Source organism: Streptomyces musisoli (assembly GCF_016741855.1).
GTDB classification, from domain to species: Bacteria; Actinomycetota; Actinomycetes; order Streptomycetales; family Streptomycetaceae; genus Streptomyces; species Streptomyces musisoli.
This window is the reverse complement of record NZ_JAERRH010000006.1, coordinates 151,571-173,672: the sequence shown is the minus strand read 5'-3', so window position 1 is coordinate 173,672 and position 22,102 is coordinate 151,571. Positions and strand designations below refer to the sequence as shown.

At 70.2% G+C, this 22,102-nt stretch carries 13 protein-coding genes and 1 pseudogene; 7 read left to right on the top strand and 7 right to left on the bottom strand.

The genetic code is table 11. The features are described from left to right. Nucleotides 1-339: 339 nt before the first annotated feature. From JK361_RS18420 to JK361_RS42950, 5 genes and pseudogenes are all read right to left on the bottom strand, one after another. Nucleotides 340-2,655, bottom strand: a complete 2,316-nt coding sequence (locus JK361_RS18420; protein ID WP_201819214.1) for a serine/threonine-protein kinase — start codon at nucleotides 2,653-2,655, stop codon at nucleotides 340-342. Beyond that, the gene (locus JK361_RS18415; protein WP_307787269.1) at nucleotides 2,652-5,084 is read right to left on the bottom strand and encodes a protein kinase domain-containing protein; all 2,433 of its coding nucleotides are present in this window, start codon (nucleotides 5,082-5,084) and stop codon (nucleotides 2,652-2,654) included. The genes JK361_RS18420 and JK361_RS18415 overlap by 4 nt, the downstream gene beginning before the upstream one ends. A 553-nt stretch (nucleotides 5,085-5,637) precedes the next feature. After that, nucleotides 5,638-5,817, bottom strand: a pseudogene (locus JK361_RS18410) (IS110 family transposase); the annotation flags it as partial. Between the two features lie 366 nt (nucleotides 5,818-6,183). Then, nucleotides 6,184-6,657: a hypothetical protein gene (locus JK361_RS42955; RefSeq protein ID WP_504739908.1), complete on the bottom strand. Its 474-nt coding sequence runs from the start codon at nucleotides 6,655-6,657 to the stop codon at nucleotides 6,184-6,186. Between the two features lie 128 nt (nucleotides 6,658-6,785). After that, nucleotides 6,786-7,571, bottom strand: a complete 786-nt coding sequence (locus tag JK361_RS42950; RefSeq protein WP_504739909.1) for a hypothetical protein — start codon at nucleotides 7,569-7,571, stop codon at nucleotides 6,786-6,788. A gap of 427 nt (nucleotides 7,572-7,998) precedes the next feature. Between JK361_RS42950 and JK361_RS18395 the strand changes: the two genes are divergently transcribed. Together JK361_RS18395 and JK361_RS18390 are read left to right on the top strand one after the other, a co-directional pair. Continuing rightward, nucleotides 7,999-8,979 carry a LysR family transcriptional regulator gene (locus JK361_RS18395; RefSeq protein ID WP_201819197.1) on the top strand — a complete coding sequence of 327 codons (981 nt, stop codon included), beginning with the start codon at nucleotides 7,999-8,001 and terminating at the stop codon, nucleotides 8,977-8,979. A 146-nt stretch (nucleotides 8,980-9,125) separates the two neighbouring features. Then, nucleotides 9,126-10,727 (top strand): M4 family metallopeptidase, encoded by a 1,602-nt coding sequence (locus JK361_RS18390; RefSeq protein ID WP_201819195.1) that lies wholly within the window; start codon nucleotides 9,126-9,128, stop codon nucleotides 10,725-10,727. Between the two features lie 390 nt (nucleotides 10,728-11,117). On the opposite strand, the gene JK361_RS18385 is transcribed toward JK361_RS18390, so the two are convergent. Then, on the bottom strand, nucleotides 11,118-11,948 hold the full coding sequence (locus JK361_RS18385) for a hypothetical protein (RefSeq protein WP_201819193.1): 831 nt from the start codon (nucleotides 11,946-11,948) through the stop codon (nucleotides 11,118-11,120). Nucleotides 11,949-12,345: 397 nt separating this feature from the next. Here JK361_RS18385 and JK361_RS18380 point away from each other — a divergent pair, with 397 nt between their 5' ends. The 3 genes from JK361_RS18380 to JK361_RS18370 are packed head-to-tail and all read left to right on the top strand — an operon-like array spanning nucleotide 12,346 to nucleotide 16,868. Then, nucleotides 12,346-13,173: an FAD binding domain-containing protein gene (locus JK361_RS18380; RefSeq protein WP_201819191.1), complete on the top strand. Its 828-nt coding sequence runs from the start codon at nucleotides 12,346-12,348 to the stop codon at nucleotides 13,171-13,173. Further along, on the top strand, nucleotides 13,170-15,887 hold the full coding sequence (locus tag JK361_RS18375; protein WP_201819189.1) for a molybdopterin-dependent oxidoreductase: 2,718 nt from the start codon (nucleotides 13,170-13,172) through the stop codon (nucleotides 15,885-15,887). The genes JK361_RS18380 and JK361_RS18375 overlap by 4 nt, the downstream gene beginning before the upstream one ends. Nucleotides 15,888-15,893: 6 nt before the next feature. Beyond that, nucleotides 15,894-16,868 carry an antibiotic biosynthesis monooxygenase gene (locus JK361_RS18370; protein WP_201819181.1) on the top strand — a complete coding sequence of 325 codons (975 nt, stop codon included), beginning with the start codon at nucleotides 15,894-15,896 and terminating at the stop codon, nucleotides 16,866-16,868. A gap of 60 nt (nucleotides 16,869-16,928) precedes the next feature. On the opposite strand, the gene JK361_RS18365 is transcribed toward JK361_RS18370, so the two are convergent. Further along, nucleotides 16,929-19,301 (bottom strand): SpoIIE family protein phosphatase, encoded by a 2,373-nt coding sequence (locus JK361_RS18365; RefSeq protein ID WP_201819179.1) that lies wholly within the window; start codon nucleotides 19,299-19,301, stop codon nucleotides 16,929-16,931. Nucleotides 19,302-19,599: 298 nt separating this feature from the next. Here JK361_RS18365 and JK361_RS18360 point away from each other — a divergent pair, with 298 nt between their 5' ends. Further along, entirely contained in the window at nucleotides 19,600-20,172 is a 573-nt protein-coding gene (locus tag JK361_RS18360; protein ID WP_201819177.1) for a PadR family transcriptional regulator, read from the top strand. An 83-nt stretch (nucleotides 20,173-20,255) separates the two neighbouring features. Further along, nucleotides 20,256-21,980 carry an acyl-CoA dehydrogenase family protein gene (locus JK361_RS18355; RefSeq protein WP_201819176.1) on the top strand — a complete coding sequence of 575 codons (1,725 nt, stop codon included), beginning with the start codon at nucleotides 20,256-20,258 and terminating at the stop codon, nucleotides 21,978-21,980. Nucleotides 21,981-22,102 lie beyond the last annotated feature (122 nt).

The window sequence follows — 22,102 nt, the reverse complement described above, 5'->3', positions numbered from 1 at the left end:
ACAGAGATCGAGCAGGTCCGCGCATCGTCCGGCTTCGGTGGGGAGTCCGATCTCGCGGAGGTGCCGGCTGTGCCGTTCGCCGCCCGGTGGTTTGCCAGGTATCCGAGCCGGAACGAGCTGGTCACCACGGTGTGCGGCGATCCGTCCGCCGATCTGCTGGAGGGGCGTCGCCTGGCACCCCGATCTGCAGACCGACCACGCCCGCACACTTCTACCCGTTCACCACCTCACTGCCATAGGCGGCAGGGCGGCAAGCACCGCCAGAGCGGGTTGGTAGGCGGCTGCCACGAGCCCGGCACGGGCGGATGGGAAGCGCTGTGCCCTCGCGGTCCCCGATGGTCACGAACCGTCGTCCGGCGCGGTGTCGAAGGCTGCGAGGCCGTACTTGTCGGAGGTGTTGACCTGGACGACCAAGCCTCCGGAGGCGAGTAGCCGGTCGGGGTGGTTGCGCAGGTAGGGGGCGGGGAGCTGGCCGCTCTCGGTGACGGTGCCGTCGGCCAGGGAGCGGCGCCGCACCGTGTACGACCAATTGGCCGGACCGTCGGTGTCCTCACCCTCCACGATGTACACCGAGTCGCCCTGGATTCGCAGTGGTTCGAGTTCCAGGACCTCCTCCCGCATCCCGGTGTGCCAGCGGACCTTCCCCGTGGTGAGGTCGATGGCCACCAGTCCCCGTGCCGTGCCGCCCGGACCCGACTCCGCCTCCGTCACCAGCACCCCCTTCGCGACGAGAGACCCGTTCAGGCTCAAGGTGCCGAAGGACTGCTTGACCGGCAGGTCCAGTGGCTTTCCCCCTTCGGAGGTGAGAACGCGCAGAAAGTCGTCACCGGACACGTCGGTGTACCGGGCCACGACAGGCTCGGCCGCCACGACCCTGGCGGCTGTCGCTCCGCTTCGCTCGATCTCATGGGTGGTGCGAACCTTGCCGGTGGCGATGTCGAGTTCGACGACGCGTTCGGTGTCGGTGTCCTCCCGGTCGCACGTGTCGGACACGGCGACCGTACGCACACCGGGAACCGCGTCGTCCACTTCGCAGTCCCCCCGGGTCCAGGGGTACGTCCAGATGTGGGCGCCGGTGGCCCGGTCCAGGCCGAGGATGCCCTTCTCGCCGGACACCACCATGATGTCGCCGGACACCGACGCCACGGCCATGGGTGCCTCACCGACCCGGCGGTGCCACAACAGCTTGCCGGTGGCGCTGTCCAGGGCCGCGGCGACGTCGCATGCGGCCGGCGAGGTGTAGGCCCTGCCGAACCGGACGAGTCCCACAGCGCCGCTGGTCGCCGTACCGGCGTCCGAGGCCCCGCAGGGAACGAGGCCCTTGGCGGGCGGTGCGACGGTCCATTCGGATGTTCCGGTACGCGAGGCGAAGGCGCGGATCCCGGAGGCGTCGATGCGTACCAGTGTCTTGGGGGTCAGCCAGGCGCCCATGACCTCCGAGTCGACTTCGGAGATGCCCCGCTGTGCGGTCCACACGGCCCGGCGGTCGCCCTTCGCCGTGACGTCCGGGAGCGGGTCGGCGCCCTCGGCGGCGGGACCGATGCCGGCGCGCCCGCTGGTTCCGCCGCCCGCGCTCTGCTTGTCGCCACCCCGGTCCGGCAGGTAGATCGCGCCCGCGACGGCCAGCGCGGCGACGGCGACCGCGACGGCCGCGGCGGTGAGCACCCCGCGGCGGCGCCGACGCGGCTCCTCCGGCCCGGACTCCGGCCCGGACTCCGGCCCGGACTCCGGGACGGGCGAGGGCGCAGGCGGGGACACGGGCGCGGGCGGGGCGATGCGGTACGACGTGGGCTCTTCGGCCGCGCGTGCGGGGGCCGGAGAGCCGTCCCGTACCCGCGACTGGGCGGCACGGGCGGCGGCGATCACCTCACGCGGCGTGGGCCTTGAGGCGGGGTCCTTGGCCAGGCAGCGCCGTACGAGCACGGTCAGTTCCTCGGGCACGCCGTCGATGTCGGGTTCCTCGTACACCGTCCGGTACGCCAGTACCGCCGGTGGAGCGTCGCCGAAGGGTTGGCGGCCCGTCGCCGCGTACAGCATCACCCCTCCGAGGGAGAAGACGTCCCCTGCCGCACCGACCGGCTCCTCGGCGACGACCTGTTCGGGTGGTGCGTAGCCCAAGGTGCCCAGCGCGTGGCCGGCGCGTGTGAGTTCCTCCGAGTCCGCCGCCCTGGCGATGCCGAAGTCGATCACTCTGGGTCCGTCGTCGGCCAGCAGCACGTTGGACGGTTTGAGGTCCCGGTGCACGATGCCCGCCGCGTGGATGACGATGAGCGCCTCGCCGAGTGCCGCGGCGAGCGAGCACAGCCGGTCGACGGGCAGCGGCCCGTCGCGGCGCACGGCGGCGCTCAGCGAAGGGCCGGAGACGTACTGAGTGGCGAGCCACGGGGTCTCCGCGTCGGCCTCGGAGTCGACCAGTGGCACGGTGAAGAAGCTGAGGACCTTTCCCGCCGCCTCCACCTCGCGCCCGAAACGCCTGCGGAACTCCGGGTCGGCGGTGAACTCCGCGTGGACCAGCTTGACCGCGACCCGGTGCCCCTCGGCGTCCTCGGCGAGGAACACCCGCCCCATGCCGCCCTGCCCGAGTCGGCCGAGGATCCGGTAGCGGCCTATGCGCTCCGGGTCCTCCGGCGCCAGCGGGGCCGTCCCCTCGTTCACGACCGGCTCCCTGATGCCCGGAACATCATCACTCCCTTGGTCAGCAGGTTGTGCTGACCGGTCATCAGCGCGAGCCTGTCCCCGTACAGGCGGACGCCGTCGAACTCCGCCCGGTCCGGCAGCCGGGGAAGTTCCCCGACTGCCGTGGGCGTACCGTCGTCCAGCGCGTAGCGGACCAGAGCGGTCGTACCCGGTTCCGTCACATGGACCACCAGCACACCGCGGTCGTCCACCCCCGCGATCACCGGTCGGCCGCCGCTGGGCGCCGGCCGGTGCCAGCGGATCTTCCCGGTACGGGAGTCGAGGGCAACGACCCCGTCCGTGCCCGACTGCCGGTCGTCGTTGTACTGGGTGAGGGTGACGACGGTGTCACGCCATCCGAAGAAGGCGGGGGTGAGCTGGAAGCGGTTGCGCGTCCAGATCCCGAGCGTGCCCTGCGGCTGTGCCTCGCGGAGCAGCGGACCCGGCTTCCCGTCGTTGCTGAAGACCATCATGGGGCCCTCGATGTCGGCGACCGGTCCGGGCAGACTGATGACCGGGGGCTCCGCCGTCTCCAGCCGTGCCACGGGTACGTCGTCAGGGACCCTGGAGGTCCAGCGAATACGGCCGTCGCCGGCGTTCACCGAACGGACCGTCGTGGGACGGCCGTTCCGCCGGGACTCCTCCGTCGCGGGGCAGGTCAGCGCTTCTACGACACTGGACTGCCCCACCACCATGCCGTTGATCACGCAGGCATCGCGGCTGCCCCTGTGCGACCAGGCGGGGGCCCCGTCACGCAGGCGCCACGCCGTCACCAGATCGCCGGTCATGACCACTACGCGGTCTCCGGTGACGCCGAGGACGTCCGAGTCGATGCCATCGGTCGCATATATGTCACCCGGTCGGCGGCGCTCCCACAAAGAGGTGCCGGACGCCAGGTCCACCGCGACGACGCGGTCGCAGTCGGCGGTTCCGTTGTTCTCCCCCTTCTCGTCGGCCGGGCCGAAGATCACGGCTCCGACACCGCCCGGTGCGGTGCGCGAGGCCGCACAGGGCACCATTCCCCGGACCGGCGGCTTCAGGGTCCACAGGACCCGGCCCGTGTCGGGGGACAGTCCCTGGACCGAGCGGCGTCCGACGCGGGCGAACACACGGTCGGTGAGCCAGGCTTCGACGGCATACGCGTTGCCGTTCTCCGTCGCCTTGTCGTACTCCGCCTCGTTGGTCTCGTGGAGGATCACGGTGTCCTGCCAGGACCGCGACCAGACGCCCCGGGGGACGGCCGGGCCGAGACCGCTGACCGGTTCGGCGAGCGCGGGGACTGAGGGCGACGGCCGGGCTGTCGCCCGGTCCCCGGTACTTCCGCCGGCGGACGGGGCGTCGCCGCCGCGCAGAACCAGGAGGCCCACGGTCAAGGCACCCGAGACGACTACGGCCAGGGTTCCCGCGATGAGCGCGACCCGGCCGCGGACCCGCCGACGACCCGGAGCGGACGCGGATACCGGCGTGGACGCGGGAGAGGGACGGAACGGCCGGCCGCCGACCGGCTCGCCCAAGGCCGACGACGTTCCCGGGCCAGGCGACACCGCCGGATCCGCGACGGGCTCCGTCTCCGGAGCGGGGCCGGTGAGCGCGTCCCTGATCAGGCGTGGCGTGGGCCGCCGCGCAGGGTCCTTGGCGAGACAGGAGGCCAGCAGCGGCAGCAGCGCGGCCGGGGCCCCGACGAGGTCCGGCTCCTCGGTCAGCGTTCGGTGGCCGACCCGGTGCGCGGGCCCGCCACCGAACGGCTGTCTTCCAGTTGCCGCGTACGCGAGTACCGCGCCCAGCGCGAACACGTCGCTCGGCGGCCGCGCGCCGTCACCCGTAAGCTGCTCGGGGGCCATGAAGCCTGCTGAGCCGACCACGAGACCGGTCGCCGTCAGCCGTGTCCCGTCCACGGCACGCGCGATACCCAGGTCGATCACCTGGGCTCCCTTGTCCGGATGCAGCAACACGTTGGACGGCTTGAAGTCGCGGTGCACCAAGCCGGCACCGTGTATGTCCATCAGCGCACCGGCCAGCGCACGGCCGAGCTCGCGCAGCCGGTCTTCCGGTAACGGGCCGGACGACCGGACCGCGTCGGCGAGTGTCGGGCCGGGTACGAAGACGGTCGCCAGCCAGGGTTCGGCGGTGTCGGTGTCGGCGTCGACCAGTGGCACCACGAACGGACTTTCGACCTCCCGAGCGGCGGCCACCTCGCGCCGGAACCGGGCCAGAAAGTCAGGGTCGCGGGCCAGACGGGCGTGTACGGTCTTCAGTGCCACGGGAGGCCCCTCGGGCGAGTCGGCCCGCCGGGCGAGACAGACCTCTCCCATCCCCCCTTCGCCGAGCATCCGTTCCAGGACGTACGGCCCGACACGGCGCCCCTTGACGTCGTCCGCGCTACGTCGCCCTAACTGTCCCTCATCCACGGCTCAGGCCCCCCGTCGCTCGTCGACGGGTGATCGTAGCCGCTTCCGCGCCGCTGTTTAAGGCGTCCAGGCGAAGGCGGGTGTATCCCGGAGGCTCGGCCGAATCCGGCTGACGCATTGTTGATCGGACTCGGATGCGGCTTTGAGGTCGCGGCCCTCTGTCGCCCCGGACGGCCAACGTCGGGCTGCCCGAGCAGCGGAAACAGCGCATCGCTCGCTGCGGTGTGGGCGGGTGGCAGTACCGGTGATCACCATGACTTTGATGCCATCAGCACAACTAGAGCGTGGCCGCCGAGCGAATTGTTGCCCAGCGCCGCCGCTGCCTGCGTGTCCTGACACCCCCAGCACCTCGACCCGAGTCCGAGGGGCCGGCCGACGCCGCATCTTTCGCCGACAAGGAATCAGGCCGACACGGCCTCCGCCCTGAGCTGAAGGCCTGCCGTGCCTACTGGACCGCCAGCGACGACTTGGTCGCCCTCACATCATGGCGGCGCCCGGCGCGGGGAAGAGGCCGGGCCCCTGACTTCGGTGATCCGCACCCTGTCGTCCAGCCGGTCACCTTCTCGAAGACGTCCCGCAGCTTCGGTTCGGTGCTGGGCAGTTGCTTGTCGAAGACCTTCTTCCCGGCCGGGGTGAGGCCGTGCCCGTGATGGGCGGTCTTGCCGACATCCAGGCCGAGGAAGACGCCTATCTCGTCGCTGTCGTTCAAGCCGTCCTCCCGAACGGATGTCATGCGTGCTGGCCTGGGCGTTGGCGTCGTGCGCGCATCCACGTTATGCAGACCTGCCGCCCGCAAGCGGCCGGACATTGCGCCGGGCCAGGCGGTGGTCGGACCTCTCATCAGCGTCTCCAACGGCGCCTCTCGGGCCCGGTGACACCACCCCCCCCCAGGTCATGCGTTCGACATGGGGGACCAGCCATGCTGGCCTCGGAGGCCAGCGGCCCTCTTGCAGGACCGCAGAAAACATGACGGGGGGCAGACGGCCTGCCGGCCGCTTTGCGGCAGCCGTCGAGCGATGGCCTGCAGGGGTGGGTGCAGGGAGGTCCGACGCTGTGGGGGTATGCCAAGGCCCAGGCCGAGAGGCGGGGCCTTGGGTGATCAGTCCAAATCGTCAAAGTCGTCGTTCAGGTACTGCTCCACCATCGCCTGAAGCGTCGCTTCCGATGGCATCAGACCACCGAAGAATTCCGTGGCCTTGCGTGCCACTTGCTCGTCGGTACTTTCGACATCGATGCCAGCCGCCACAAGCTCATCTCGTGTGGCGAGCTGAAGGTGACACATGGAGCAACGCAGTGCGACAACCGCGAAGTCCGGATTTTCTGGTGTGCCCTGGTTCACTGAGAGAACGTGGCCGGCGCTTCCGCAGGCGGGACACCTCTCGCTACTGCCGATCTGGAGACCGTCCCTCGTTTGGCCCACGGAAAAGCTTTTCAGCCGTAGCTGCTCGATCTTGAGGCGCTCCTGAACGTGGTCAGGGAGGTTGGAGAACCGATCATCGTAACGATGCCTCGCCTGCCCGATCCGGACCTGAACGTCCCGAGAGACCTCGCTGCGCCTGTTGTCTACGGCCATGCGGGCAGTGGCCGTCCACCGACCCCAGAAGGCGTCTAGCGGACCTCCAAGGTCATTCAGCATTGTCTCGACGGTCTCGGCGAGGGTCGGCAGGAACGCCTTTGCCTCGTCCCCGCTGCCTGTGTGGGCTACGCCGTTCCGTACATCGATGAGCGCGTCCAGACCCTTGTCTGGAGCGAGGACCTCCAGGGTTCGTAGGCGAGCAATGGCCTCTGACGCCCCGATCGTGCGGATCTTCTTCGCCTCTCGGTGGCCGCCCATGTGGAACAGCATGTCTGTGCTGACATTGCCCCTGACCTCAATGATGTAGATCGGATTCCTCGAGACCAGGACGGCCTTTGCGAGCCGCTCGATCGCAACTCCAGCGTGGAGTGCGAATTCGTCGTACTCACCGCGCCCGTGGTCTTCCATTGCCCGGTGCGCGACCTTCTTGGCGCCCTCGTAGAAGCTCTCAAACGAGAGGGAATCATCCATGTCTGGACGATAGCCGCATTTGTGCTGCTGGTGTGATCGGTTTGAGAGACCCAGCTCCAGTAGCGCTTCGTTAGGTTCTTCTTCTGCTGGTCGGCAGGGGTCGGGCCGCAGGTGGTGCAGGTGCCGGTCCAGCACCTCAGCAGTCCTGGAGAGCGTCGAGGACTTGGTGGAGGGTCAGGCCGGCGTCTGGGTTGAGCCACCGGAGGGTGAGGAAGGTCTGGGCGGCGGTGACGAGGGAGACATGTGGTGGTGCCAGCCGCGCCAGGTGCGGCCCTCGAAGCGGTCCAGGCCCAGGCTGTGTTTGAGCTCGCGGTAGTCGTGCTCGATCCGCCAGCGGAGCGCAGGCCGTAGGAGCGAACGCGGACTGCTTCCGGGTCCTCCGGTGGTGGCTGCTCGTGCTCGAGGAGCCAGAGGTGAACCAGGCAGCCTCGGTAGTTCACCAAGGCGCGCCGGCGTAGGCGGAGTAGGCATCGAGTCGTTCCTGCCGGAGCTTCTCGCGCCGGGTGATCCGGTGGCTCATGTCGGTGGTGCGGTACTGAAACGCCAAGCTGCTTCGTGGTGCGCGGTGTGGCGGGCCGGTGTGTGCCCGTGTCGCCTGCCTGCTGGCACGCGTGGCGTGAATGTGTGGGTCCTCGTCAGCCCAAGGGGCTGCCAGTGGCGAGGACGGCCGTGTGAAAGGTAATGGGATGTGGGGATTCATGACGTGATGTCGGCGGGACGTCCCGGCGTTCGGGCGCAGGTTTTTACCGTCTGGGGGTTGCCACCCCTCACGAGTCCATCGGATTCTTGGTCACCATGCCCCCGGGCAGAAGGTTCTGCTGGTCACGGGGGGTGTACGGGTCCCTCCGCGCTGAGCGGGGGATGTCCATGCACCTCGAATTCCGGCACCTCCGTGTCCTTCTCACGGTTGCCGAGTCCGGCAGCATCCGCAAGGCCGCCGCACGGCTCCAGCTTTCCCAGCCGGCCACGAGCGCTCAGCTCAAGCGGATAGAACACGAATTGGGCGGCCCGCTCTTCACCCGCAGTGTCGACGGCGTGACGCCGAACGAGAACGGTCAGTACGTCCTGCGCTGCGCCCGTGACCTCGTCGTCGGCTTCGACCGGCTGCGCGAGTACGCGCGAGCGGCGGCCGAGGCGGACCGGGAGGCCGCCACCCCTCTGAGGGCGGGCGGAACCGCCGGCCCCCTGGTGTCCCTGCTGGTCTCAGCCCTCTTCGAACTCGTACCGGAACGCCGGCTCACCATAGATGCCCGGCGTTCGGTGCGCAGTCTGGTGAAGTCGCTGAGTCTGTCGAAATGCGACATCGCGGTGTTCGGCGAGTTCCCCGGCTTCCCCCTTCCGGTCGGCGAGTCGGTGGCGACACGCACGCTGCTCCGTGAGCCGGTCTTCGTCCTGCTCGCCGAGGACCACCCGCTGGCTCGCCAGGAGAGGGTCGGCCTCCATGAGCTGGCGGGCGAGGAGTGGGTCATGCCGGAGGCCGACGAGAGCGGTGTCCACGCGTACCTGCATCTCACCTGCCAGTCGGCGGGATTCACTCCGCGTATCACCCATGTGACCCCCGACCTGTCCGTGGCGCAGATCCTGGTCGCCGGCGGGCGCGCCGTCTGCGGCGTATGGCCGACCGCCGACGTCTCACCCCAGGGAACGGTGCAACGGCCGCTCGTGGACGTCCCGTTGCACCGGCGGCTGCTCCTCGCCTGGAACACCGAATCGGTTCCGCCCGAGCTTGCCGACGCGGCGAGCGCGCGTCTGCTGGCCGCCTATCTGTCGCTGGTGCGGCAGCGGCCGCGGTATCTGGCCTGGTGGGAGGACGGCGGCGAGCAGTTCGCCCTCGGCGAGAGCAGGTGACCGGCCGGCGCCCGGACCCCGATCCCCTATAGCTCCGCCGTTATATCCCAGATGGAGTCACGTCAGGCACATGTCACCTGGTGAACACTTCGCGTCAACGTCCCAGGACGTCGTCACCCCACGACGAGCGAAGGAATCACCCCGTCATGCCCCGTCCTCTTCTTGCCCTTTCCGCGATGGTCGCCGCCGGCGTCATCACCACAGGAGCGATGGCCATACCGGCGTACTCGCAGCCCCATGCGGTGCAGCACGGCAACTCCGACCGCGACACGGCGATATCCCAGGCCAAGGCGAACGTGACCCGGCACGCCGGCGCCTTCGGTTTCGGCGCGGGCCAGAAGCTCCACGTCAAGGACGTCGTCATCGACGCCGACGGCACCCAGCACGTCCGCTTCGAGCGGACCTACCGCGGCCTCCCCGTCGTCGGCGGAGACTTCGTCGTCCACCAGAAGGCCGACGGCTCGCTCAAGGGATCCACCCGCGCCAAGGCCCACACGGTGGCGCTCAAGTCCGTCGTTCCCCACGTCGGCGCCAAGGGCACCGCGGCCGGCGCCCTGAAGCGCTCGCACGGGCTGGTACGCAACGCCAAGGCCACCCCCGAGCTGGTCGTGTGGGCCGCCGACGGCACCCCGCGCCTGGCCTGGCGCACCACCGTGCAGGGCCTCGGCGACAAGGGCCAGCCGCACGGTAGGGTCTTCGTCACCGACGCCACCACCGGCGCGGCGATCGAGAACTACGACGCCGAGCGCGAGGCCACCGGCACCGGCCACTCCGAGTACACCGGTGACGTCGGCATCGACACCACCCAGCAGGCCGACGGCACCTTCGCCCTGATCGACCCGGTGCGCGGCCACATCACCAAGGACGCGCACAACCTCTCGTCCTCGTCCGTGAAGAGCTCCTCCGGCACCCTGTTCACCGACGCCGACAACACCTGGGGCGACGGCAGGAAGTTCTCCACCGACCGCTCCACCGCCGCCGTCGACGCACACGTCAACACCGCGGAGACTTTCGACTACTACAAGACGACCTTCGGCCGCAACGGCATCAAGAACGACGGCCGCGGCGCCACCGTCTTCGTCCACGTCGGCACCAACTGGGACAACGCCCAGTGGTCGGACACCTGCTTCTGCATGCTGACCGGCGACGGCGACGGCACCAACGACCCCGAGCAGGTGGACCTCGACACCATGGGCCACGAGATGACCCACGGCGTCACCTCGGCCACCGCCAACCTGCGCTACAGCGGTGAGTCCGGCGGCCTGAACGAGGCCACCAGCGACATCCTCGGCACCATGGTCGAGTGGTACGCGAACAACCCGGTCGACACCCCCGACTACCTCTTCAGCGACCAGTCCACCCCGCCGTGGCTGCGCCGCTTCGACAAGCCGTCCCTGGACGGCGGCTCCGCCGACTGCTGGTCGAAGTCGGTCGGCCGGCTCGACGTGCACTACTCCTCGGGCGTCGGCAACCACTGGTTCTACCTCGCGAGCGAGGGCAGCGGCGCCAAGACCATCAACGGCGTCTCCTACAACAGCCCCACCTGCAACGGCTCCACCGTCACCGGCATCGGCAACAAGAAGGCATCCGCCATCTGGTACCGGGCGCTGACCGTCTACATGACCTCCACCACGGACTACAAGGGCGCCCGCACCGCGACCCTGAACGCGGCCAGGGACCTGTACGGCGCCTCCAGCCCCGAGTACGCCACGGTGGCGGCCGCCTGGAGCGCGGTCAAGGTCGCCTGACGCACGCACGCGCCACCCGCGACGCACCGGCGCCAAGCGCACCGGCAACTCAGCGCACCCCCACTCAGCGCACCCCCACTCAGGCACACCCGCGTTGACGCGCACCCGCGCTCCGGCGCACCCCCGCTCAGGCGCACCGCCTGATCTGCAAGCCCCGGCCCGGACGACGACGGTGATCCCCACCGCCGTCGCCCGGGCCCCGGTGTTTACGGCGGCTGATCGTCACTGCGGCCGGGACGGGCGTTGTCACCGGCAGCTCCTTCCCTGATGGCCGGGCGTCTCGCGCTCCTGCCCGGTCAGGGACGTTTCCTCCTGGGGCAGTATCCGGCTCGGGTGCCGGTGGGTGGCTCACCGGGCCGAGGAGGGGCACGCCCCGGTCGCTCCGTCCGGTCAGCAGGCGATCGGAACCCAGGTGTGCACGGGGTAGGTGAAGGGGTAGGAGTCCCGGTAGCTCGACAGGATGTCGAGTTCGGCGCCGGTGGGTGGGGCGACCAGCCTGAACGTCTGCCAGGCGTCACCGGTGGGATCGGTGACGCCGGACGCTCCCGAGGTGTAGCCCTTCTTGCCAGGGATCCAGTAGTCGGTCCAGACCTGCATCCCCGCGAGGCCGGGCCCGTCGTGCGAGCGGTGCACGGTCACGTCCACCGCGCGGACGGAGAACGGCCATTTGCCGACGGTGGTGCACTGCTGGAACACGGTGGTGGGGGCGAAGTCCGGCCACCACCTCTTGTCGGCCTCGCTCGGGTTGTCCCGCGTGCAGTGGAGCAGGGGTTGGGTCAGCGTGTTGCTGTAGTAGGTGCCGTCGGTCCAGGCGATCTCGAAACTGATGCTCAGCGTCGAGTCCGCGGGTGGGTAGTCGATCGTGTAGTTGAAGGTGGCGTTTCCCCTGACGGGGTCGTACTGGCCGAAGAGGGTGCCGTACTTGCTGGTTCCGGGGATGGTGTAGACGACGGTGATCTTGGACCCGGCGGGGTCGTGCCCGATGGCTTCCAGGTTCACGCTGAGCCGGTCCACGGGTACGGCGATGGTCGTCGTACCGCTCCCGATGGTGTCTGTGCCGCAGTGCTGGTCGATGTGGGGATCCCGGGCGTCTATGCCGGCGAAGGCGGGTGACGTTCCGGCGGCGGTCAGGCCGACGAGCACGGCCAGACTCGCGATCAGTGCTCGCCAGGTTCTCCAGGTTCTCCAGGTTTGCCAGGTTCTCGAAGTTCTCCAGGTCATCGCGGAAGCTCCCTCAGATGGTCGGTGCCGACGGTGCTCTCCACTTGCGGCGGCAGAGACGCCGCCGCGGGGCACCCGGTTCCGGCCCTGAACGGCTTGCGCCGGAGCCGATCAGCGGCGACCGCCGAGGCGGCCGGCCTCGACCGGGAGGAGACCCGATGAACGCCAAGTGACTGTCGGGAGCGGGTCGATTACTCTCGGCTTTCCTCGCCCTCGGGCCGTCGCCCGTGTGCTGCGATAAAGTGTGAGAAAAGTGCTGTGCCCGCCGGTCCCTCGCCTTTCGGTCGAACGCCGGGGGGAATAACGGCCGATAATCGCCCGGTCTGCGGAGAACAAGTCCAGCAGTCGCGGGGCACAGTTGTATTTTGCGGGTCCGTTCTCCCGTAGGTCGGTTTTCATGGACCTCAACACCATCACCGAAGTAATCCGGCGGCCGTCCGAGCGGCCAGGCGGGGACTGGCACGAGGGCGACGCCTGGCTCGCAGGCGGAACTTGGCTCTATTCCACGGAGCAGCCGGACCTGCGACGGCTGATCGACCTGACGGCATTGCCCTGGGAGCCCCTTGTCCCGACGGGCGAGGGCCTGGAGATCAGCGCCACATGCACCATTCGCGACCTCTACGTCTTCCCGTGGCCGGAAGGCTGGACCGCCGGAATTCTCTTCCGGAAAAGCTGCGAGGCATTCCTGTCCTCGTTCAAGGTCTGGAACGCGGCGACCGTGGGCGGCAACATCTGCCTGTCGTTGCCCGCCGGCCCGATGATCACGTTGACGGTCGCGCTGGAGGCGCGGTACGAACTCTGGGCCCCCGACGGGTCCGTGCGGTTCGTCGACGCCCTCGACTTCGTCGCCGGCGACCACCGCAACGTCCTCGCTCCCGGGGAGATCCTCCGGCGCGTCACCGTCCCGGAACACGCGCTGCGCAAACGCACCGCGCACCGCCGCTTCACGCTCACCCGGCTCGGCCGTTCGACGGTGTTCCTCGTCGGCACGCAACGGCTGGGCGCGGACGACCTGCTCCTCACCGTCACCGCCGGCACCACGCGGCCGGTCCGCATGGCCTTCGACTCGCTGCCCGACGCCCGCACCCTGCGGCAGAGCATCGACGCCGTCCCGGCCGACGTCTGGTTCGCCGATCCCAACGGAACCCCTGACCACCGTCGGCATCTGACACGGTACTTCGCCGAGGAGATCCGCCGCGAACTCACGGCTGGGGACCTGGCATGAGCTACCTCGTGAACGGCAGGAAATTCGACCGGGAGCCGGCCCCCGGCCAGTGCCTGCGCACCTTCCTGCGCCAACTCGGCCACTTCGGCGTCAAGAAGGGGTGCGACGCGGGCGACTGCGGCGCCTGCACGGTGTGGCTGGACGGCGCACCGGTACACAGCTGCATCACCCCCGCGTTCCGTGCGGACGGCCGGGAGGTGACCACCATCGAGGGCCTCGGACGCCCCGGCGCCCCGCACCCCATGCAGCGGCAGTTCGAGGACGCCCCGGGGTTCCAGTGCGGTTTCTGCACCGCAGGGATGATCATGACGTCGGCGACCTTCACCGAGGCACAGAAGGCGGATCTGCCCCGGGCGCTGAAGGGCAACCTCTGCCGCTGCACCGGATACCGGGCGATCGAGGACGCCGTGAAGGGCGTCGGTGCGGTGGAGACGGCCGCACCGGGCAGGGCCGTCGGGACGAGCGTCGGCGCGCCCGCGGGGCACGACGTCGTGACGGGGCACGCCGAGTTCACCATGGACACGCAGATCGACGGCATGCTGCACCTCAAGGTGCTGCACTCGCCCCACGCACACGCGCGGATCCTGTCGGTCGACAAGAGCGCGGCCCTCGCGGTGCCCGGCGTGCACCGGGTCTACACCTGGCAGGACGTACCCCGCAGACGCTTCACCACGGCCATCCACACCGACCACCTGGTCGACCCGGACGACACCTACATCCTCGACGACACCGTCCGCTTCGCCGGCCAGCGCGTCGCCGCGGTCCTGGCCGACACGGTCGGTGCGGCCGAGGAGGGCTGCCGACGGCTCGCGGTCGAGTACGAGGTGCTGCCGGCGGTGTTCGACCCGGAAGCGGCGATGGCCGACGGCGCGCCGCAGCTGCACGGCTCCGACGATCCCTTCGTCCGCGACCCCGTCCACAACATCCTCGTCGAACTCCACTCGCACATCGGCGACGTCGACGCGGGTTTCGCCGCGGCCGACGTGATCCACGAAGGCACCTACTTCTCACCCCGCGTGCAGCACGCGCATCTGGAGACCCACGGCTCGATCGCCTGGATGGAGGACGGCCGGCTGAACGTCCGCACCAGTTCGCAGTCACCGTGGATCGCGAAGGTCAAACTGGAGTACCTGTTCGCGCTGCGCCCGGACCGGCTGAGGGTGTTCTGCAAGCGCGTCGGCGGCGGATTCGGCGGCAAGCAGGAGGTGATCACGGAGGACCTGGTCGCGCTCGCCACCCTGGACACCGGGCGGCCCACCTGCCTGGAGTTCACCCGTGAAGAGGAGTTCACCACGGCCTCGCCACGCCATCCGATGACCCTGACGGTCAAGCTCGGCGCGAAGGCCGACGGAACGCTCACCGCCTTCCAGGTGCGCAACGTGTCGAACACGGGCGCCTACGGCAACCACGGTGGCGAAACGGTGTACGCGGGCGGAGCCGCCGTCATGATCTACCGCTGCCCCCACAAGAAATACGACGCGTACTCCGTCTACACGAACACCGTGCCGAGCGGGGCGCTGCGGGGATACGGGATGACGCAGCCGGCGTTCGCCGTGGAGTCGGCGATGGACGAACTGGCCCGCGCCCTGCACATCGATCCGCTGGAACTGCGCCGGCGCAACATCGTGCGGCCGGGGGACCCCCTGGTCGCCCTGCACGACGGCCCCGACGACGTGGTCTTCAGCGAGGACGGACTCGCCAAGTGCATCGACCTGGTGGACGACGCCCTGGCCCGTACGGCCGGCCGGCCGCCGCCCGGCGCCGAGTGGTTCGTCGGAACCGGTGTGGCCGGTTCCCTGCACGAGACCGCGCCCCCGACGGATCACCTCTCCGAGGCCTGGGTCACGCTGGGCGACGATCTCATCTACGAACTCGCCGTCGGGACCGTCGAGTTCGGGGAGGGAACCTCCACGGCCCACGTCCAGATCGCGGCCGATCAGCTGGGCACGACGCCGTCCCGGATCCGTCTGGTGCAGTCCGACACCGACCGCACGGGATTCGACACCGGCGCCTTCGCGAGCGCGGGCCTGTTCGTGGCGGGCAACGCCGTCCTGCGGGCGGCCGGCGCCGTACGCGACCGCATCCTGGAGTTCGCCGCGGCGCACACGGGCGTCCATGTCGTGATGTGCACGATGGACGGCGACGGTGTCGTGTGCGGGGACCGGCGGGTGTCGCTGGCCGAACTCGTCTCCCTGGCCCGCACACGTGGGATCCGGTTCACCGCCGCACGCAAGGCGTACGGCTCGCCCCGCAGCGTCACCTCCAACACCCAGGGGTTCCGGGTCGCCGTGCACCGCGTGACGGGTGAGATAAGGATCCTGTACAGCGTGCACGCGGCGGACGCCGGCGTGATCATCAACCCGGTGCAGGTCCGGGGGCAGATCGAGGGCGGTGTCGCGCAGGGGATCGGGTTCGCGCTGACCGAGAACCACCAGGTCGACGACAGTGGCGTCATGTCCAACCCGAACCTCCGCAACTACCGCATCCCCACCTACGCCGACATCCCCCGGACCGAGGTCCTCCTGGTGGGCTCGGCGGATTCGGTGGGGCCGATGCGGGCGAAGGGGATGGCCGAGTGCTGCATAAACCCGGTGGCCCCCGCGCTCGCGAACGCGGTGCACGACGCCACGGGCGTCCGCTACCGGGCGCTGCCGCTGACTCCGGAACGCATTTACGGCCGACTCCCCGCGGAGCAGTCGGTGTCGACGGGGTGAGGCACCATGGACACCCGGAAGAACGTAGCCGCCGCGGCGACCGCGATCATCGGCCAGAAGGTCCTGCCCGGGAGAGCGCAGGAGTTCGAGAAGTGGCAGGAGGACCTCAACGCCGCGGCCGCCTACTACCCCGGGTTCCTCGGCGCCGAGATCTCCCCGCCGACACCGCTGCAACCCGATTGGGTCGTCGTGTACCGCTTCGACTCGGTGCCGCATCTCCAGGCGTGGATCAACAGCGCGACCAGGCAGACGTATCTCGACGTCGGCGCCAAGTACTTCGACGGGCCGGCGACCCAGCAGGTGGTCAGCAGCGGCACCCAGTCACTGGATCCGCTGGTCACCGTGGTGGTCACCCACCGCGTCCTGGCGAACCAGGTCGACGACTTCCTCGCCTGGCAGCACCGCCTGGTCGAGGAGGAGAGCAAGTTCGAGGGGTTCCGCGGAACCGAGCTGTTCCGCCCCATCGAGGGGCTACAGGAGGAATGGACCACGCTGTACCGCTACGACAGCGCCGAACACCTCGACGCCTGGCTGACGTCGCCCCAGCGGCGGGAGGTCCTGGCCGAGGGCGAGAAGTTCAACGAGTTCAAACTGCGCACGATCGACAACTCGTTCGGCAGCTGGTTCGCCTTCGAGGGCAACGGCAAGGAGGCGCCGCCGCCGCCCTCCGAGACCAGGACCTCCCTCGCCATCTGGGTCGGCCTGTACCCGACCGTCGTGCTGCTGACCCTCGCCCTGTCCCCGCTGCACATGCGGCTCTGGATCGGCCTGCTCGTGGGCAACCTGCTGTCCAGCTTCATCATGAGCTTCCTGACGATGCCCTACTACGTGAACCCGCTGCTCGGGCGATGGCTGCGGCCACCGCCGGACGAACCGGCGGCCAGGACCGACCTGCGTGGCCTCGGTGTCGTCGCGGCGGTGGTGGCCTTGTGGGCGGTGGTCTTCTACCTCGTCACGGTCCGGTTCTGGACCCTGCCCTGACAGGCCGTCCGGCAGCACCGACCGGTACGGCGGGGCAGGGACCGACCGGTACGGCGGCCCCTAGGGGAGGGCCAGCTCGGCCCAGATCGTCTTGCCGGACGAGGTGTACCGCGTCCCCCAGCGCTGGGAGACCTGGGCGACGAGGAACAGGCCGCGGCCTCCCTCGTCGTCCCGGCGTGCCCGCCGCAGGTGCGGTGCGGTGTGCGCGTTGTCGGAGACCTCGCACAGCAGACAGCGGTCCCTGATCAGCCGGAGCATCACCGGCCCGGTGGCGTACCGCATGCCGTTGGTGACCAGCTCGCTCACCACGAGTGCGGCGGTGAACGACAGCTCGGACAGGTCCCACTCCGTCAGCTGGCGCTCGGTGAGCGTGCGGGCGTGCGCCACCATGGCCGGGTCGGGGGGCAGCTCCAGGTCCGCTACCCGCTCGGTGCCCAGACGCCGGGTGCGGACGAGCAGCAGGGTGGCATCGTCCGCCTGCGGCCCGGGCGGCAGGGCCGACAGCGCCCGGTCGCACAGCTCCTCCACCGGGCACCGCTGCCAGGCGAGGACCTGGGACAGGCGGTCGATCCCGCTGTCGATGTCGGTGCGCCGGTCCTCCACGACGCCGTCGGTGAAGAGCGCCACCACGCTGCCGTTGGACAAGTTCAGCTCGACGTTCTCGTAGGGCAGGCCGCCCAGCCCCAGGGGCGGTCCCGGTGCCAGCGCGGACAAGGCAACCGCGCCGTTCGTGTCGGCCACGATCGGCGGCGGATGGCCCGCGCTCGCCCAGACGCACCGGCCGCTGACCGGGTCGTAGATCGAGTAGAGGCAGGTCACGCCGAGCGTCTCGTCGCTCAGTCCGTCGTCCGCCTCGGACCCCGAGTCCTGCGCGACCAGGTCGTCCAGCCGGGTGAGCAGCTCGGCCGGGTCCAGGTCCAGCAGGGCCAGAGTCCGCACGGTGGCACGCAGCCGGCCCATGGTCGCTGCCGCGTGCACGCCGTGTCCCACCACGTCGCCGACGGTCAGGCCCACCCTGGCACCGGACAGCGGGATCACGTCGAACCAGTCGCCGCCCACGCCCACGCGGCTGTCGGCGGGCAGGTAGCGGTACGCCACGTCGACCGCGCTCATCTCGGGCAGGTGCTGCGGCAGCAGGCTCCGCTGGAGGACCAGGGCCGCCGCGTGCTGGCTGGTGTAGCGGCGGGCGTTGTCGATGCCGACGGCGGCGCGCTCGGCCAGTTCCACGGCGAGTGTCTGCTCCTCGGCGCCGAAGGGGTCGGGGTTGCTGCTGCGCCGGAAGGTGGCGAGGCCCAGGACCGCGTCGCGGGCGAGCAGCGGGACGAAGAGGCAGGAGTGCGAGGCCCCCGTTCGCGTCCCGCCCCGTGCCTCGGGCGGGGACGCGTCGACGATGGGGCGGCTGGTGGCCAGGCTCAGCGCCTGCGGTGACGACGGCGGGTAGGAGACGGGACTGGTGCGGAACTCCTCCGACGTCCGGCCGTGCATCCGGAGCAGACTGTGCCCCGGCGCCGAGCCCGTGGGCGGCTGCCGTCCCTCGATGACCGCCGGCGGCAGGTCCACCAGCACCTCGTCGGCCAGCTGCGGTACGGCCACGTCGGCCAGCTCCGCGGCCGTGCGGCGTACGTCCAGCGAGGCACCGATGCGCTTACCCGCCCGCACGAGCAGGGACAGACGTTCCTGGGCGCGGTAGCGCTCCGTGATGTCCAGTGACTCCTCGAACAGCCCCAGGGGCTCGCCCCGGGCGTCCACCAGCCGGTGGTAGGAGCAGGACCACACGTGCTCGCGCACCGGATCGGCGGGGGCGCGCCCGCGGTAGTGCATGCCCGTGATGGGTTCCCCCGTCGTCAGCACGTGCTCCATGATCTGGTCCTCGTCCGGAGGGTGGTGACGGGAGATGAACTCCCCCTCGGGGAAGAGGTCCGCGGCCGGCCGGCCTATGTACTGGGCGATCCCCGCGAGCTCCAGATCGGTGGCGACGTTCGCCCAGACGACCCGCCCGTCGTTGTCGAAGATCGTCAGGCCCACGGACGACTCGGTCGCCAGTCCCTGGAGCATCGCCAGCTGGAGCTCCCAGCAGCGCAGGGTCTCCAGGGCGGTCGCGACGACGACGGTCGCGGCGGCGCCCTGGTGCGCGAGCGGGCTGAACGTCACGGCGGCGCGCAGGGTGCGTCCGTCGCCGCAGCCGAGGTCCAGGACCGTGCTGCGGGGCTCGCGCGCCTTGCAGAGGGCGGACAGCCTCGGCCCGTGGCCCGCCGCCAGCAGCCGGGCGGCAGGCCGGCCGAGCACATCCTCGGCCGCGTGTCCCAGGAGGCGCTGGGCCGAGGATCCCCACCCGCAAACGCGGCCTTCGGCGTCCAGTACCGCGGCGGCGGCCTTGGAGAGGTCCAAAGGACTACGGAAGTCGACGTTGGCCGCATGCGGAAAACGATCCATGACACCGCTTCCCTTCGTGCCCCCTTCAGCATCCCGTGCCCTACGACGGACGACAACCGCACACGCGATCGCCCCCGGATCGGTCGTCACCCGGAGCCGATCCGCCCCGGGGGGCATTGCCGTCGAGGCGCTGCCACGGAGGCCGGGGACCCGGGCGCCGGGACACCGAAGCAGGGACACCGACGCAGGGAGACCGAGGTTCCGCCACCGGGAGCGGAAGCCGGCCGCGGGGTGAGCCGCGTCGCATCGGGGCGGGCGGTGCTTGCTATGCAACGAGTTGCATAGAAGGATCGGTGTCATGGCGCTCGAACACGCGATCCTGGTGTCGCTCCTGGAGAAGCCGGCCTCCGGCTATGAGCTGGCCCGGCGTTTCGACCGGTCCATCGGCTACTTCTGGACCGCGACCCACCAGCAGATCTACCGCGTGCTCAAGCGCATGGAGGACGACGGCTGGGTCGACGCCCGGGACGTCCCCCAGCAGGGCCGGCCGGACAAGAAGGAGTACTCCGTCGCCGATCTCGGCCGGGCCGCGCTGTCCTCCTGGCTGCACGACCCGATCGAGCCGGAGAGCGTCCGCCACGACCTGGCCGTGAAGATCCGGGGCGCCGCCTTCGACGATCCGACCGCCCTCATCCGCGAAGTGGAGCGGCACCGGCAGGCACACCGGGACCGGCTCGCGCACTACCTCGCAGGACAGGCACGGGACTTCACGGGGCCGAAGGCGCCCACGGCCGGTGCGCAGGCGCCTCTCGACGCGGAACGAGAACTCCAGCACGCCGTCCTGCGCGGCGGCATCGCGTACGAGCGCATGATGATCGACTGGCTCGACGACGTGCTCGCCACGCTGGCCCGGTTCGGCCCGGGCCGCTGACCGCCTCCGCGCCGGCCGCCGGCCCGCCCGGCCGTCCGACCTCCCGAATCCCACCCGTCCACCAGCCGAAAGGCGTCACACCCATGGCCGACCAGCTGCTGTTCAACCCGCGCACGTACGACCCCGCGCACTTCGACCCCGAGACGCGCCGCCTGCTGCGTGCCACCGTCGACTGGTTCGAGGAGCGCGGCAAGCGGCGGCTGATCGAGGACTACCGCACCCGCGCCTGGCTCGGCGACTTCCTCGCCTTCGCGGCGAAGGAGAACCTCTTCGCCACCTTTCTGACCCCGTCGTCCGCCGCGGGGGAGACGGAACCGGACAAGCGGTGGGACACCGCCCGGATCGCCGCGCTCAACGAGATCCTCGGCTTCTACGGGCTCGACTACTGGTACGTCTGGCAGGTCACGATCCTCGGCCTCGGCCCGGTCTGGCAGAGCGACAACGCCGCCGCCCGCACCCGCGCCGCCGAACTCCTCGCCCAGGGAGAGGTGTTCGCGTTCGGCCTGTCCGAGAAGACGCACGGCGCCGACATCTACTCCACCGACATGCTGCTCGAGCCCGACGGCGACGGCGGCTTCCGCGCCACCGGCTCCAAGTACTACATCGGCAACGGCAACGCCGCCGGACTCGTCTCCGTCTTCGGCCGCCGCACCGACGTCGAGGGCCCCGACGGCTACGTGTTCTTCGCCGCCGACAGCCGTCACCCGGCCTACCACCTGGTCAAGAACGTCGTCGACTCCTCGAAGTTCGTCAGCGAGTTCCGCCTGGAGGACTACCCCGTAGCGGCCCAGGACGTCCTGCACACCGGCCGCGCCGCCTTCGACGCCGCCCTCAACACCGTCAACGTCGGCAAGTTCAACCTGTGCACCGCGTCGATAGGCATCTGCGAACACGCGATGTACGAGGCCGTCACCCACGCCCACAACCGCGTCCTCTACGGCCGCCCGGTCACCGCCTTCCCGCACGTGCGGCGCGAGTTGACCGACGCGTACGTCCGGCTCGTCGGCATGAAGCACTTCAGCGACCGCGCCGTCGACTACTTCCGCTCCGCCGGCCCCGACGACCGCCGCTACCTGCTCTTCAACCCGATGACGAAGATGAAGGTGACCACGGAGGGCGAGAAGGTCATCGACCTGATGTGGGACGTCATCGCGGCCAAGGGCTTCGAGAAGGACAACTACTTCGGCCAGGCTGCCGTGGAGATCCGCGGTCTGCCGAAGCTCGAGGGCACGGTCCACGTCAACCTGGCGCTGATCCTGAAGTTCATGCGCAGCCACCTCCTCGACCCGGCCGACTACCCCGCCGTGCCGACCCGGCTCGACGCGGCCGACGACGACTTCCTGTTCCGGCAGGGGCCGGCCCGCGGCCTCGGCTCGGTCCGCTTCCACGACTGGCGGCCCGCCTTCGACGCGTACGCGCACCTGCCCAACGTGGCCCGCTTCCGCGAACAGGCCGACGCGCTCTCGGAGTTCGTCACCACGGCCGCCCCCGACGCGGAGCAGAGCCGCGACCTCGACCTCCTCCTCGCGGTCGGCCAGCTCTTCGCCCTCGTCGTGCACGGTCAGCTCGTCCTGGAGCAGGCCGCCCTGACGGGACTCGACGAGGACGTCCTCGACGAACTCTTCGCCGTCCTCGTCCGGGACTTCTCCGCGCACGCCGTCGAACTGCACGGCAAGGACTCGGCGACCGGACAGCAGCAGGACTGGGCGCTGGGCGCGGTCCGGCGGCCGGTCGTGGACGAGGCGCGCACGCAGCGGGTCTGGCAGCGGGTCGAGGCGCTCTCCGGCGCGTACGAGATGGCCCCGTAGCCGCGCCGTGCGCATCACCGGCGGCCTGTCCACACGGGCCGGCCGCCGGCACACGGGCCGGCCGCCGGCACACGGGCCGGCCGCCGGCCGCCCGGGGTCCGTGCGAACTCCCGGTCACCTGC

Excerpts from the sequence above, each read along its gene's own strand:
- JK361_RS18365 (WP_201819179.1), bottom strand. The coding sequence starts at position 19,301 with ATGGATCGTTTTCCGCATGCGGCCAACGTCGACTTCCGTAGTCCTTTG.
- JK361_RS18390 (WP_201819195.1), top strand. The coding sequence starts at position 9,126 with ATGCCCCGTCCTCTTCTTGCCCTTTCCGCGATGGTCGCCGCCGGCGTC.
- JK361_RS18355 (WP_201819176.1), top strand. The coding sequence starts at position 20,256 with ATGGCCGACCAGCTGCTGTTCAACCCGCGCACGTACGACCCCGCGCAC.
- JK361_RS42955 (WP_504739908.1), bottom strand. The coding sequence starts at position 6,657 with ATGGCCGTAGACAACAGGCGCAGCGAGGTCTCTCGGGACGTTCAGGTC.
- JK361_RS18375 (WP_201819189.1), top strand. The coding sequence starts at position 13,170 with ATGAGCTACCTCGTGAACGGCAGGAAATTCGACCGGGAGCCGGCCCCC.
- JK361_RS18370 (WP_201819181.1), top strand. The coding sequence starts at position 15,894 with ATGGACACCCGGAAGAACGTAGCCGCCGCGGCGACCGCGATCATCGGC.
- JK361_RS18360 (WP_201819177.1), top strand. The coding sequence starts at position 19,600 with ATGGCGCTCGAACACGCGATCCTGGTGTCGCTCCTGGAGAAGCCGGCC.
- JK361_RS18380 (WP_201819191.1), top strand. The coding sequence starts at position 12,346 with ATGGACCTCAACACCATCACCGAAGTAATCCGGCGGCCGTCCGAGCGG.
- JK361_RS18395 (WP_201819197.1), top strand. The coding sequence starts at position 7,999 with ATGCACCTCGAATTCCGGCACCTCCGTGTCCTTCTCACGGTTGCCGAG.
- JK361_RS18385 (WP_201819193.1), bottom strand. The coding sequence starts at position 11,948 with ATGACCTGGAGAACTTCGAGAACCTGGCAAACCTGGAGAACCTGGAGA.